We start from the raw sequence: 13,976 nt of genomic DNA on the forward strand, positions 1-13,976 counted from the left end.
GGGCAGTCCACTGCAGGGATCTACAATACAGGCTCGTGGCCTAAGGCCGGGTACGGCATGGGGACTGCCTGACAGAAAGAACTGGCCGGTTCTTTCTGTACGGGAGGATAATACAAGGCCGGGTAAGCGCTAGCGCCACCCGGCACACAGGTTAATGTGCCCCTTTGGCCTGGGTGACAATCTCTTCCAGGTTTTCAGGCATTGGCTCGTAAGGCGTCTCTTTTGCCGTTGGCTTGTCGACTTTCAACGCCGCCAGCGCGGTTTTGAGAGAATACAACGCCAGCACCACGACCACCACCATAAAGAAGATGGTCAACCCGGCATCCAGACGGTTGTTAAACACCAGCTGCGACAGCTGTGATTCCGTATACTGCGCCGGGATTTTACCGCTGTCGATCATCGCCTGAAACTTATTGGCAATCGCCAGGAAACCCACTTTATTGTCCGGGCTGAAGGCTTTCTGCCAGCCCGCCGTCAGGGTACAAATCAGCAGCCAGGCGGTAGGCAGCAGCGCCACCCAGGCATAACGCTGGCGCTTCATCTTGAACAGCACCACCGCACATAGCATTAACGCCATCCCTGCCAGCATCTGGTTAGCGATACCGAACAGCGGCCACAGCGTGTTAATACCGCCCAGCGGATCCACCACCCCCTGATGCAGGAAGTACCCCCACGCCAGCACGCACAAGGCCGTTGCCAGCAGGTTCGCCGGGAGCGAATCGGTACGCTTCAGGTTCGGGGAGATCACGCCCAGCAGATCCTGCAGCATAAAGCGCGCCGCACGCGTCCCCGCATCCACCGCCGTCAGAATAAACAGCGCTTCAAAGAGAATGGCGAAGTGATACCAGAACGAGACATCCATCAGCCCGCCCAGCGCACCGTGAAGGATGTAGGCCATGCCCACCGCCAGCGTAGGCGCGCCACCCGCGCGGGAGATAATCGACTGCTCGCCCACTTCACTGGCGATACTCGATAACGTATCCGGGGTAATGGCAAAGCCCCAGCCGCTTACCACCTGTGCTGCGGATGCCACCACGTCGGCGGTGCCCGCCGGAGCCAGAACCGCCATCGGGCTGTTCATCGCGAAGTAGACGCCCGGGTCGATAATGCAGGCAGAGACCAGCGCCATGATCGCCACGAAGGACTCCATCAGCATGCCGCCGTAGCCAATCAGGCAGGCCTGATTTTCATTCGCCAGCATCTTCGGCGTGGTCCCGGAGGCAATCAGCGCGTGGAAGCCAGACACCGCACCACAGGCGATGGTAATAAACAGGAACGGGAACAGGTTACCGGTCCAGACCGGGCCCGTACCGTCAACGAATTTGGTTAACGCTGGCATGGTCAGCGTCGGGCGCATGATCAAAATACCGATAGCCAGCCCGACGATGGTGCCAATTTTCAGGAACGTGGAAAGGTAATCACGCGGGGCCAGCAGCAGCCACACCGGCAGCACCGCGGCCACAAACCCGTACCCCACCAGCATCCAGGTCAGCTGTACGCCGGTAAAGTCGAAGAACGGTGCCCAGGTTGGGCTCTCTGCCACCCAGCCGCCGGAGATAATGGCGAACACCAGCAGCACCAGACCAATCACCGACACCTCACCAATACGTCCCGGACGCAGGTAGCGAATGTAGATCCCCATAAAAATGGCCAGCGGAATGGTGAACGCGACGGTGTAAGTCCCCCACGGACTGTGGGTCAGCGCTTTCACCACAATCATCGCCAGCACCGCAAGGATGATCACCATGATCATAAAGGTCGCCACCAGCGCAATCACCCCGGCCGTCGCGCCCATCTCCTCTTTCACCAGCTCGCCAAGCGAACGGCCGTCGCGACGGGTGGAGACGAACAGCACCATAAAGTCCTGTACGGCCCCCGCCAGCACCACGCCGGCAAGGATCCAGATCATCCCCGGCAGATAGCCCATCTGTGCCGCCAGCACCGGCCCTACCAGCGGGCCTGCTCCGGCAATCGCCGCAAAGTGGTGACCGAACAGCACTTTCTTATCGGTAGGAACGTAGTCCAGCCCGTCGTTATGACGAACGGCGGGCGTCATACGCGTGGCATCAACCGCCAGCACCGTTTTGGCGATATAGCGGCCATAAAAACGATATGCGATCAGATAAATGCAGACGGAGGCAACGACAATCCAGAGCGCATTGATCTGTTCCCCCCGGTTAAGGGCGATATAGCCCAGAGCAAAGGCTCCCACAACGGAGAGCCCTGCCCATGTAAGGTATTTCCCTGAGTTGTTCATAGTGGTTATCCGTTGTTGTGAAACAGTGAGATGTTACATTTTGTTTCTAGAACAACGCGTAAAATTTAACAACTTTGAAACGCAATAATGCGTGGTCAAACCAGAGATTTACACCACAGTGTTAAGTCGATCACTTTCAGGCTGAAACAACCCCGTCGCTGTCATCGGTCACACTTCTGCGTTTTTCGTCCTGGCTCAACCTTACGGGATGATTTGTATCATTTTTTTTACGCTCAACCTCGCCAGAATGACCCTGCGCGATCGCGCGCTTACCGCTTACAAGGAAAAGGAAATGAATCTGGATCGCTACATTGAAGAGCTGAAAAGCCTGGTGAACGTGGACTGCGGTACCCAGACCATCGCGGGCGTTGCTGCCGTGGCTGGCATTTTAGAATCTCTCTGGCAACGCGAAGGCTGGCATACCGGGCAGGTAAACCTGGGCGAGAAGGTTGGCCCGGGCCTCTTCGTCAGCAACAAGCCGCAGGCAGAGCAGTTCGACGTGCTGCTGGTCGGCCATCTTGATACCGTTTTTGCCCCCGGCACCGTGGCCGAACGCCCGTTGAGCGAGGACGATACGCGTCTCTACGGCCCCGGCGTGTCTGATATGAAAAGCGGACTGCTCAATATTCTGTGGGCAATGCGCGAGCTAGATCCTGCGGATAAAGATCGCCTGGCAATCGCGGTCGCGATGAATCCGGACGAAGAAACGGGCTCGGTATACTCCCACGAATGGATCGGTGCACTGGCACAACGCTCCCGCTGCGTGCTGGTGTGCGAAGCTGCCCGTGCTGATGGCTCTCTGGTGAAAGCGCGTAAAGGTATGGCGGGCTATCACCTCACCTTCAAGGGCGTGGCGGCACATGCGGGTAACGACCCGGAAAAAGGCCGTTCGGCAATCACAGCGCTGGCAAACAGCATCGTTGCCCTGAATGCGCTGAGCGACGGGTCGCGCGGCACCACACTCAACGTAGGGGTGATTAGCGGCGGCAGCGCGGCAAACGTGGTGGCGGACCACGCCGTGGCCGAGCTCGACGTTCGCTTCTGGGAAAACGACGAGTACGACCGGGTGAATCAGGCGCTGGAAGCCTTATGTGAAAAAGGCTTTTTAGAGGGCGTGACGACGACGCTGGCGCGGGTCAATCACAAACCGGCGATGGCAGCAAGCGTTGCGACTCAGGCACTGATGCAGCAGGTTGAAGCGGCAGGTAAAGCGGAAGGCATCGCCATTACCTGGCAGGCGGTCGGCGGCGGCAGCGATGCCAACCACACCGCTGCGCTGGGTATCCCCACGCTTGACGGCTTAGGGCCGATTGGCGCGGGCTTCCACAGCCCGGCGGAGTGGCTGGACAAAGCGTCCATTGCGCCGCGAATTCGGTTACTTAAACGCGTCGTCTCAATGCTCTAATTTTGTACTAGACCGCCCCCTCTCCCTGTGGGAGAGGGTTAGGGTGAGGGCAACAGCCCGCACAACATTACCCCAGCACCATCGTACTCAACCGGCAGGTACAGCACCGCCGTCCCTGCTCGTCGAACACCACAATCTCCCAGCTCTGGCTGGATCGACCCAGATGCAGCGGCTGACACACGCCGCGCACGGTCCCCTGCGCTACCGCACGATGATGGGTAGCATTCAGCTCCGTTCCCACCACGTTCTGCCCGTCGCGGGTCATCAGAAAACCGGCCATCGAGCCCAGCGTTTCCGCCAGCGCCGCCGACGCGCCACCGTGCAGCAGGCCAAACGGCTGATGGGTGCGCGCATCCACCGGCATTTCCGCTTCCAGCGTATCGTCGCCAAGGCGGGTATAAACGATGCCCAGATGCGCCACCAGCGTGTTCTGGCTGGTGGCGTTCAGCGCATCTAACGATAAATGGCGTTTCCAGATCATTACGCCCCCAGCGTGGAGCCGCCGTCCACCACGATATCCTGCAGGGTGATATGGCTGGCAGCATCGGAGGCCAGGAACAGGATCGTGCAGGCAATCTCCTGCGGACGGGCAATTTTCCCGAGCGGGATCCCCAGCTTAAACTGCTCGCCAAAACCGCGAATGCGCTGCTGCTCCGCATCATCGCAGGTCCACAGGGTGCGCTGCATATCGGTATCCGTTGACCCCGGCGACACCAGATTACAGCGCACGCCGCTGCCCGCCAGCTCCAGCCCGACGGTGAGGGCCAGGCTTTTCAGCGCCGCTTTCGAGGCGCCATAGGCACTCATCCCGATGCGCGGCGTGTGGGCCGCGTCGGACGCCACGGTGACAATCGCCCCGCTCTGCTGACGACGGAACTGGCCCATCGTCTGTTGAAAGAGGTTAAACGCCCCGCCAACGTTGACCGCAAACGTCTGCTGCCAGTCCTCCTGCGAAAGCTGGTCCGTGGCGCCCATGCGCAGAATGCCGGCGGCGTTGACCAGTATGTCCAGACGTTCCTCTACGGCGAGCAAGCGCCCGCAGACATCGCTCACCTGCGCCGCGTCAGATACGTCCAGCGTTTCGGTAGCAAATGGATAATTCCCCTGCGGGAAGGCCAGATCGAATCCGGTCACCTTCGCGCCCGCGTCGGCAAAGGCCAGCGCCGTCGCATAACCAATCCCTTTACCCGCCCCTGTCACCCAGACGGTTTTGCCGGTGAAATCAAAAACCATTACAGCACCTCGCGGGAGAGTAGCGCCCACCAGGCGTCGAGGGTCGGATTTTTTGCCAGCATCACGAAATCGATATCGCCGTGGACTTTACGCCAGCGTGCGGCGAGCGCCATCATGCGCACCGAATCCAGGCCGTAGTCGATCAGGTTTTCATCATCCATCGGTTCGTCGGTTTCATCGAGTAATGGCAGGATAAGCTCACGCAGCGCCGCTTTTGAGGCCGGAATCGATGGCAACAGGTCATCGGTCATTACCACGCGACCGGAACGCCCCGCCACATAATTAAGCGACATCAGATGCTCTTCGCGGGTGAAATCTGCCAGCGCGTCGGCAATAAAGAAGGGTTTGATGTCGCGCATAAACGCATCGGTGGCGGTGGTCATGCAGCCGATGTGAGCATACACGCCGGTGATCAGCAGCTGATTGCGGCCTGTCTCTTTCAGCATCAGCTCCAGCGGCGAGCGATGAAACGCGCTGTAGCGCCACTTCACCAGCACGGTGTCCGCTTCGTCCGGGGTCAGTTCAGCGACGATGCGCTGCTGCTCCGGGGAGCGGGTCAGGCCCGGGCCCCACATGTCATTCAGCAGGGCGCGGTCTTCGTCGCTCTGCTCTTTCGGCTGGGCGGTGTAATAAACCGGAATGTTGTGCGCTTTACAGTACGCGCGCAGCCTGGCGATGTTCGCCACCACCTGCTGCATCATCGCGCTGTTTTCGCCCCAGAAGTTCAGGAAATACTCCTGCATATCGTGGATCAGCAGCGCGGCACGTTCAGGCTCAAACGCCCAGTTCACTTTGCTTGTCGGCAACTCTGCGGCAGTTGGCAGCGCATAAGCGGTTAATTTTGGAATAGCCATACTCTGTTCCTCAGGCCCGGGCGCGTTCAGCGATCCACAGGCGCAACTGTTTCTTATCGACTTTGCCGACCGGCGTTAACGGCAGCGCATCCACGCTCTCCACGCGATCCGGCAGTTTGAATTCGGCAACGCCCTGCTCGCGCAGGAAGCGACGCACCTCAACCGCGCGCAGCGGCTGTTTCACCACCAGAAACGCGCAGCTTTTCTCGCCCAACAGGCTGTCCTCCATGCTCACCAGTGCGGCGTGGATCACCGCCTCATGGCGCAGCAGCAGGTTTTCGATCTCTTCAGCGGCGATCTTCTCCCCGCCGCGGTTGATCTGATCTTTCTCGCGCCCCTGCACAGTGATGTACCCCTGCTCGTCGATGGCAATCAGATCGCCGGAGCAGTAAAACCCGTTGGCATCAAAGGCGCTGGCGTTGTGTTCCGGGCTGTTGAAATAGCCGCGGAAGGTGTACGGCCCGCGGGTCATCAGACGCCCTGTTTCGCCACGTGGCAGCGGGTTGCCGTGCTCGTCCGCCACCCACACTTCGTCATCCGGGCACATCGGACGGCCCTGGGTGTGGATGATGCGATCCGGGGTATCATCGAGAGCGGTGTAATTCACCAGCCCTTCCGCCATGCCGAACACCTGCTGTAGCTGGCAGCCAATTTCCGCCGGAATACGCGCGGCAAGCGTGGCGGAGAGGCGTGCGCCCCCCACCTGCAGCAGCTTCAGCGATTTAAGCTGCGCATTGCCCGCGCCGTCGGCAATCGCCTGCAACCACAGGCTGACCGCCGGGGGTACCAGCGAGGTGACGTTAATTTGATGGCGTTCAATCAGCGGGAAGCAGATCGTGGCGCTCGGATCGTGCGCCAGCACCACGCAGCCACCAGCCATGAATACCCCTAACGAACCCGGGGAACTCATGGCGTAGTTATGGGCCGCCGGTAGCGCATTCAGATAGCGGGTATCCGCGGTAATGCCGCAAATTTCGTTGCTGCGACGGATGCTGTAGTCGTAATCGTTATGCGTACGCGGGATCAGTTTTGGCGTGCCGGTACTGCCGCCTGAAAGCTGGAAGAACGCCACTTCGTCGGCGGGCGTGGGGTTGGGGATGAAATGGGCCGCCGGGTGGGCGATGGCCGCCTCCAGGGCATGTGCGCCGTTATCGCCACGCAGCAGGACAACACGCACTGAGCGATGTTCATCCACAAAACGGTTCAGGAAATCATCGCCTGCAAACAGGGCGTGCTCGCGGTCGGCAATCAGCAGCGCGGGTTTGATCTGTGCGGCGTAGGCGTTCAGCTCGTTACGTTGGTGGCTGAAAAGCGCGTTCACCGGAGCCACACCCACCTGCAGAAGCGCGAAAAAGGTGATGTAAAACTCAGCCACGTTGCCGAGCTGAACCAGCGCGGTCTCGCCACGACGCACGCCCTGCCCCTGCAGGACGGAGGCCAGGTTATTCACCGCCTGGTTGAACGCGCGCCAGGTCAGGTGACGTTCACCGTCAATAATGGCGACGGTATCTTTCTCCGCGTGGTCGGTCAGAATGTGGGTCAGCGGCAGATCCTGCCAGTAGCCTTTTTCACGGTAGCGCCGGGCAAACTCCTCAGGCCAACGGGTAAAGGGGATGGTCATGATGATTCCTCAGTGCAAACCAAAAACGTTGAGCATGGTAGAGAGCTTCACCCCGGTTTCGCGCCACTCGCCCACCGGGGAGGAGGCTGGCACAATGCCCGCACCGGCAAACAGGCGAACGCGATTTTTAAGCAGACGCGCGCAGCGGATGGTCACCACCCACTCGCCGTTGCCTTCGCTGTCACACCAGCCAACGATGCCGCCAAACAGTTCGCGGTCGAACGGCTCCAGCCCGGCAATCAGCTCTTTTGCCGCCTGATGCGGGAAACCGCTCAGCGCAGGCGTCGGGTGCAGCAGACAGGCCAGAGTCAGGGCGTTCTCATTTTCACGGGCCTCCCCTTCCACTGGCGTCGCCAGATGCCAGAGCGTTGGGGTGGTGATCAGCTGCGGGGAAGCTGGCATGCTGAGATGATGGCTGCGCGGTGCCAGAATGGCTTTCATCGCCTGGGTCACCAGATCGTGCTCGTGGCGATCCTTCTCGGAGGCCAGCAGCTTATTACCCGCCTCGCGATCCAGCACGTCATCCGGCTGACGACGCGCAGAGCCCGCCAGCGGCAGAGAGCTAAAGTGTGTCCCCTCTTTACGCAGCAGCAGTTCCGGGCTCGCGCCCAGCAGCACGCCGCCATCTTCCAGCGGCACATGGAAGTTGAAGCTGGCCGGATTCTGGGCGATCAGTCGCTCCATCAGCGCGCCGCTATCAATCGTTTTATCCGTCGCAATATCAATCAGCCTCGACAGCACCACTTTGTTCACCTGTGGCGTGGCGGTGAGCGCTGCCGCACGGGCCACCATCTCTTCAAACACGGGCTGCGGCGGGATCTCAGTGCGGGTTTCCACGCTCAACGCCTGGGAAGCGGAAAAATAGCGCGCGGACTGCTGACGCGCCGGGCGCGAAAAGGTCTGCCAGTGCTGCGGAATAAACAGGGATGAGGGCTTGCGGGTATCGAACGGGATGGCACCCACCATCACGGGATGGGCAATGCCGCTGGCCTTCGCGTGGCGGAAAGCCTGAGCCAGTTTCTGCTGGAAGGCCCCCGACGGGTTATCACCGCCCTCGGCGGGTTCAGAGAAACGGGAAAAACAGCCTGACGTGGTAAAACTGCGGTAAGGCGACATAAAGAAAAAGCTGTCTGATGGCAGCGTGGTCGCGGTGTGCTGAACTTCCTCAGCCAGGGACGTATCCATATCATCCTCCATAAAATGATAAAAGAAGCAATAATGATTATCATTTATATTTTCGTTGGCTAACCTAATCCCACATCGCGCCGGTGTCAACCGCAGAGCGAACATCTTGTGCGAGTATCGCTTGCATCCCCTCGCTGCAATCATGAAAATGAGAAGCATTAACTTCAAAGAGAACAGGATGCCGCGTTGTGAAATTCCCCGCCGTTTGCCGTAATGCCCTTCTTTTAACGGGATGTTTTGTTTTAGGACTAACCTCAGCCATCGCCGCCGACTGGCCGCGTCAGGTAACCGACAGCCGCGGCGCGCATACCCTGGAGAGCAAACCCACGCGCATTGTCTCCACCAGCGTGACCCTGACCGGCTCTTTGCTGGCGATTGACGCTCCGGTAGTGGCCAGCGGGGCGACTACGCCCAATAACCGCGTGGCGGATGCGCAGGGCTTTTTACGTCAGTGGGGTGATATTGCGAAACAGCGCAACGTGGCGCGCCTGTACATTGGCGAGCCGAGCGCGGAAGCGGTGGCGGCGCAGATGCCGGATCTGATTCTGATTAGCGCGACCGGCGGAGATTCGGCCCTGGCGTTGTACGATCAGCTCTCCGCCATCGCGCCGACGCTCATCATCAACTACGACGACAAAAGCTGGCAGGAACTGCTGAAGCAGTTAGGCACGATAACCGGACAGGAAAAACAGGCCGCCGAACGCATTACAGCATTCGATAAACAACTCGCGCAGGTGAAACAGCAGATGACGCTGCCGCCGCAGCCGGTGAACGCCATTGTTTACACCGCTGCCGCGCACAGCGCTAACCTGTGGACCGCGGAGTCTGCCCAGGGCCAGCTGTTGCACCAGTTAGGCTTTACCCTGGCCGAACTGCCTGCCGGGCTGCACACATCAAAAAGTCAGGGCAAACGTCACGACATCATCCAGTTAGGCGGTGAAAATCTGGCTACCGGGCTGAACGGTGAAGGCCTGTTCCTGTTTGCCGGCGATCAAAAAGACGTTGAAGCGATTTACGCCAACCCGCTGCTGGCTCACCTGCCTGCGGTGAAGAATAAACGCGTGTGGGCACTGGGAACGGAGACGTTCCGCCTGGATTATTACAGCGCGATGCTGGTGTTAGAGAGATTAAATGCATTGTTTAAGTAGGCATTTTCCCTCCCTCTCCCCGTGGGAGAGGGGCGGGGTGAGGGCATCAGGCCGCACCGTCGTTCAATACAACCTCCTGCCGGAACCGGCGCAATTCTGCTAATACCATTAACAGGATCCCACCTACAACGGCTAACGCAAACCCGCTGGTGCTCGCCGAAGCCACCGGTGTCATGACGGCCCCCAGCCCACCGAGGATCGCCGCGCCAATGGCATCGCCCGTCACGTTTTGCGCGGTCCACAGGCCGTTGATGCGCCCGAGCATCCCCTCCGGCGTCTGGGTCTGGATCAGGGTGTACTGCAACAGAGAACTGATGGCGCTCAGCCAGCCGAAGAGCACCAGACACAGCACACCCAGCGCCCAGACCGGCATCAGGCTGAAGAACCCCATCGCGATAAACGACGCCAGTGTCGTCAACAGCATAATCAACCCTGGACGCGCGCTCTGCGCCAGCCTGCCGCTGGTTAGCGCACCACACGCCGCGCCGAGCGGAATGGCGGCGTACAGCACGCCAATCTCTGAGGCGCTCATCTGCCACACCCCCGCCAGCGCCGGGTACAGCACGCGTACGGCGCTCGCCATCGTCAGCAGACCACCGAGCAGCGCAATACCACCAATCAGCGGGTTGCTGAACAGAAACCGGATCGCCGCCATCAGCGATTTCAGCGGATGCTCACGCGGCTGCGGTGGCGGTGGCAGAAGCGGCAGACGCAGCAAGGTTAAGGTGGTAATAAACGTCCCCGCAGCCGCGAGGCCGTAGTTCCACGCCACGTTACCGGTGGCCAGCAGCAGGCCGCCCACCATCGGCGATATCACCGAGCCAAGACGGACGGTAAGCATGGTAATTGCCCCCGCCTGCATCAGATTCTCACGCCCTACCAGCGCGGGCGTGGCGGCCAGCAGCGCCGTCACGCCTAACGAAGCAAAGAAACCATCCCACAGCCCGAGGGCGTAAATGGCGAGTAAGGAGGGTTCTGGCAGCATTGCGTTCAGGCACAATCCGACAAACCCCACCCCGCAGGTGCCGCGTGCCAGCAGGATCAGCTTCTTGCGTTCGTACCTGTCGGCCAGCACGCCGCCGATCATCAGACCGATAAACATCGCCCCGCCGGTTAAGGTGACCGACAGCCCGACCAGCCAGCTGGAGTGCGTCAACGTCTGGATCTGTACCGGGACGGCAACGCCGAGCAGGCCGAGGGACAAAATGGAGATAAAACGCGCGATAAACACGGCGCGATACGCCGGATGCGTCTTCAGCAGGCTGAGGTTAATCAGCCAGGATTTTTGATTCATGACAAGACCTTGAGTCTATTTCTACCCATTCCATGGGCGCACATGCTAACATAGCCAAATAAGATAGATAACGATAATCACTATCATTATCAAATCATGGATGTTGCTATGTCGTTTTCCTCTTCTTCTGCGGTGCGCGCCGTTGCCGTGCCCGTATTATTGCTGCTGTTAATCCTTGCGATGGCGCTCAGTCTGCTGGTTGGTGCGAAACCGCTGCCCGCCTCCGTGATTGTTGATGCGCTCTTTGGTACCTGTCAGAGCGCCGACTGCACCATCGTGCTGGATGCCCGCCTGCCCCGTACCCTGGCCGGATTACTTGCCGGTGGCGCACTGGGGCTTGCGGGGGCACTTATGCAAACCCTCACCCGCAACCCGCTGGCTGACCCCGGCATTCTTGGCGTGAATAGCGGTGCCAGCTTTGCCATTGTGCTTGGCGCGGCGCTGTTCGGGTTTACCTCTCCCTCAGAACAACTGGTAATGGCCTTTTGCGGCGCGCTGGCGGCCTCGCTGATTGTCGCCTTCACCGGCAGCCAGGGCGGCGGGCAGCTTAGCCCGGTACGTCTGACGCTGGCGGGCGTGGCGCTTGCCGCCGTGCTGGAAGGGTTATCTAACGGCATCGCCCTGCTTAACCCGGACGTTTACGACCAGCTCCGCTTCTGGCAGGCCGGTTCGCTGGATATCCGCACGCTGGAGACGCTTAAGGTGGTGGTCATCCCGGTGATGATTGCCGCCGCCGTGGCACTCGGTTTAAGCCGGGCGCTAAACAGCCTGAGCCTTGGCAGCGACACCGCCACCGCGCTCGGTAACCGCGTGGCGCGAACCCAGTTGACGGGATTAGTGGTCATCACCGTGCTGTGCGGCAGTGCGACGGCAGTGGTCGGCCCGATTGCCTTTATCGGGCTGATGATGCCGCATCTGTCGCGCTGGCTGGTGGGGGCCGATCACCGCTGGTCGCTGCCGGTGACGCTGCTGGCCACCCCGGCCCTGCTCTTGTTCGCTGATGTTGTCGGGCGTCTTCTGGTTCCCGGCGAACTGCGCGTTTCGGTGGTAAGCGCCTTTATCGGCGCGCCGGTCCTGATCTTCCTGGTACGACGTAAACGCGGAGGTGGTGCATGATGGCCCCCTCTCGTCGTTTGATCGTCAGCGTTTCGCTGCTGGTTATCGCCATTCTGATGCTGGCGATCGCAAGCCTGTGCAGCGGCGCGGTGACGCTCGATCTGGCCCAGGTGTTTAACGCGCTCACCGGCAGTGCCCCGCGCGCTGTCACGATGGTGGTGACGGAGTGGCGACTGCCGCGCGTGGCAATGGCGATGCTGGTGGGTGCCGCGCTTGGCGTCAGCGGCGCGATTTTCCAGTCGCTGATGCGCAATCCGCTCGGCAGCCCGGATGTAATGGGTCTCAACACCGGCGCCTGGAGCGGCGTGCTGGTCGCGATGGTGCTGTTTGGTCAGCATCTGACGGCCATCACCGTGACGGCGATGACCGGCGGGATACTGACCGCGCTGGTGATCTGGCTGCTTGCCTGGCGCAACGGTATCGACACTTTCCGCCTGATCATTATCGGTATCGGCGTGCGTGCCATGCTGATGGCGTTCAATACCTGGCTGCTGCTGCAGGCTTCGCTGGAAACAGCGCTGTCGGCCGGGCTGTGGTATGCCGGTTCCCTCAACGGCCTGACCTGGGGCAAAGTCTGGCCTGCCGCGCCATTGATTCTGCTGATGTTTATCGCCGCGCTGCTGCTGGTGCGGCGCATGCGGCTGCTGGAAATGGGTGACGACAGCGCCTGTGCGCTGGGGGTCGGCGTTGAGCGTTCGCGTCTGATGCTGATGCTGGTCGCCGTGTTGCTCACCGCGGCCTCCACCGCGATTGCCGGCCCCATCTCCTTTATCGCCCTTGTCGCCCCGCACATTGCGCGTCGTCTTAGCGGTACGGCCCGCTGGGGCTTAACCCAGGCGGCGCTGTGCGGCTCAATGTTACTGTTGGCCGCCGATCTCTGCGCCCAGCGGCTGTTTATGCCTTATCAACTTCCGGTGGGCGTTGTCACCGTCAGCCTTGGCGGGATTTACCTCATCGTCTTGCTCGTTCAGGAGTCACGCAAGAAATGACCGATTCAACCCCCCGCTTGCGCGGCGAAAGCCTTACTCTCGGTTACGGCAAAAAAATCGTTGCCCATGACTTAACCGTCAACATTCCTGACGGCCATTTCACGGCGATTATCGGCCCGAACGGCTGCGGCAAGTCGACCCTGCTGCGCACCCTCAGCCGCCTGATGACACCGGTTGAAGGCCACGTATTCCTCGACGGCGAGCAGATCCAGCGCTTTGCCAGTAAAGAGGTGGCCAGGCGCATCGGGCTGCTGGCGCAAAACGCCACCACGCCGGGAGACATCACGGTGCAGGAGCTGGTCTCACGCGGACGCTATCCGCACCAGCCGCTGTTTACCCGCTGGCGCAAGGAAGATGAAGACGCGGTTAACCGCGCGATGCAGGCAACGGGCATTACGGACCTCGCCCGGCAGAGCGTGGACACCCTTTCCGGCGGCCAGCGTCAACGGGCGTGGATCGCGATGGTGCTGGCGCAGGAGACCTCCATTATGCTGCTGGATGAACCGACGACCTGGCTTGATATCAGCCATCAGATCGATCTGCTCGAGTTGCTGAGCGAGCTCAACCGCACGCAGGGTTACACCCTGGCGGCGGTGCTGCATGATTTGAATCAGGCCTGCCGCTATGCCACGCATTTAATTGCACTGCGCGACGGCGAAATTGTGGCGCAGGGCGCGCCGAAGGAGATTGTGACGCCAGCGCTTATTGAGCGGATCTACGGCATGCGCTGCATGATTATTGACGACCCGGTGGCGGGCACGCCGCTGGTGGTGCCGCTTGGAAAGCGTGCGCGCTGATGCCCTCACCCCGGCCCTCTCCCACAGGGAGAGGGAGCAAACCATCCCCTCTCCCCGTGGGAGAGGGTTAGGGTGAG

General features: G+C 60.5%; 12 protein-coding genes. 5 read left to right on the plus strand and 7 right to left on the minus strand.

What is annotated here, in order from left to right:
* Nucleotides 1–151: 151 nt before the first annotated feature.
* Entirely contained in the window at nt 152–2,257 is a 2,106-nt protein-coding gene (gene cstA / locus PUZ33_RS16630) for a pyruvate/proton symporter CstA (protein WP_058681109.1), read from the minus strand.
* Between the two features lie 292 nt (nt 2,258–2,549).
* Between cstA and PUZ33_RS16635 the strand changes: the two genes are divergently transcribed.
* The gene (locus tag PUZ33_RS16635; RefSeq protein WP_058681194.1) at nt 2,550–3,662 is read left to right on the plus strand and encodes a M20 family metallopeptidase; all 1,113 of its coding nucleotides are present in this window, start codon (nt 2,550–2,552) and stop codon (nt 3,660–3,662) included.
* A 67-nt stretch (nt 3,663–3,729) separates the two neighbouring features.
* Here PUZ33_RS16635 and entH read toward each other — a convergent pair whose 3' ends face one another.
* Genes entH through entC form a run of 5 tightly spaced genes read right to left on the minus strand, consistent with a single transcriptional unit; the run spans nt 3,730 to nt 8,555 of the window.
* A complete protein-coding gene (gene entH / locus PUZ33_RS16640) occupies nt 3,730–4,143 on the minus strand; it encodes a proofreading thioesterase EntH (RefSeq protein ID WP_020684615.1) in 414 nt (137 codons plus the stop codon).
* Complete coding sequence (gene entA / locus PUZ33_RS16645) at nt 4,143–4,895, minus strand: 2,3-dihydro-2,3-dihydroxybenzoate dehydrogenase EntA (protein WP_058681110.1); 753 nt, start codon at nt 4,893–4,895, stop codon at nt 4,143–4,145. The genes entH and entA overlap by 1 nt, the downstream gene beginning before the upstream one ends.
* On the minus strand, nt 4,895–5,749 hold the full coding sequence (locus tag PUZ33_RS16650) for an isochorismatase (RefSeq protein WP_058681111.1): 855 nt from the start codon (nt 5,747–5,749) through the stop codon (nt 4,895–4,897). Before PUZ33_RS16650 ends, entA begins: the two co-directional genes overlap by 1 nt.
* Before the next feature lie 10 nt (nt 5,750–5,759).
* Nucleotides 5,760–7,370: a (2,3-dihydroxybenzoyl)adenylate synthase EntE gene (gene entE, locus PUZ33_RS16655; protein ID WP_058681112.1), complete on the minus strand. Its 1,611-nt coding sequence runs from the start codon at nt 7,368–7,370 to the stop codon at nt 5,760–5,762.
* Between the two features lie 9 nt (nt 7,371–7,379).
* Nucleotides 7,380–8,555, minus strand: a complete 1,176-nt coding sequence (entC, locus tag PUZ33_RS16660) for an isochorismate synthase EntC (RefSeq protein WP_058681113.1) — start codon at nt 8,553–8,555, stop codon at nt 7,380–7,382.
* A 188-nt stretch (nt 8,556–8,743) separates the two neighbouring features.
* Between entC and fepB the strand changes: the two genes are divergently transcribed.
* Nucleotides 8,744–9,703, plus strand: coding sequence for a Fe2+-enterobactin ABC transporter substrate-binding protein (gene fepB, locus PUZ33_RS16665; protein ID WP_058681114.1), 960 nt, complete (start codon nt 8,744–8,746; stop codon nt 9,701–9,703).
* A 46-nt stretch (nt 9,704–9,749) separates the two neighbouring features.
* Here fepB and entS read toward each other — a convergent pair whose 3' ends face one another.
* Nucleotides 9,750–10,997 (minus strand): enterobactin transporter EntS, encoded by a 1,248-nt coding sequence (gene entS, locus PUZ33_RS16670; RefSeq protein ID WP_038981022.1) that lies wholly within the window; start codon nt 10,995–10,997, stop codon nt 9,750–9,752.
* Nucleotides 10,998–11,105: 108 nt separating this feature from the next.
* Here entS and fepD point away from each other — a divergent pair, with 108 nt between their 5' ends.
* From fepD to fepC, 3 genes are read left to right on the plus strand one after another with little or no spacing between them, the layout of a single operon-like run.
* Nucleotides 11,106–12,113: a Fe(3+)-siderophore ABC transporter permease gene (gene fepD, locus PUZ33_RS16675; protein WP_038981024.1), complete on the plus strand. Its 1,008-nt coding sequence runs from the start codon at nt 11,106–11,108 to the stop codon at nt 12,111–12,113.
* Nucleotides 12,110–13,102 (plus strand): iron-enterobactin ABC transporter permease, encoded by a 993-nt coding sequence (gene fepG / locus PUZ33_RS16680; RefSeq protein WP_038418881.1) that lies wholly within the window; start codon nt 12,110–12,112, stop codon nt 13,100–13,102. The genes fepD and fepG overlap by 4 nt, the downstream gene beginning before the upstream one ends.
* Complete coding sequence (fepC, locus tag PUZ33_RS16685; RefSeq protein WP_058681115.1) at nt 13,099–13,899, plus strand: iron-enterobactin ABC transporter ATP-binding protein; 801 nt, start codon at nt 13,099–13,101, stop codon at nt 13,897–13,899. The genes fepG and fepC overlap by 4 nt, the downstream gene beginning before the upstream one ends.
* Nucleotides 13,900–13,976: the final 77 nt, after the last annotated feature.

The sequence above is a fragment of the Enterobacter cloacae complex sp. 2022EL-00981 genome (genome assembly GCF_028737495.1).
In the GTDB taxonomy this organism is placed as follows: Bacteria; Pseudomonadota; Gammaproteobacteria; order Enterobacterales; family Enterobacteriaceae; genus Enterobacter; species Enterobacter cloacae.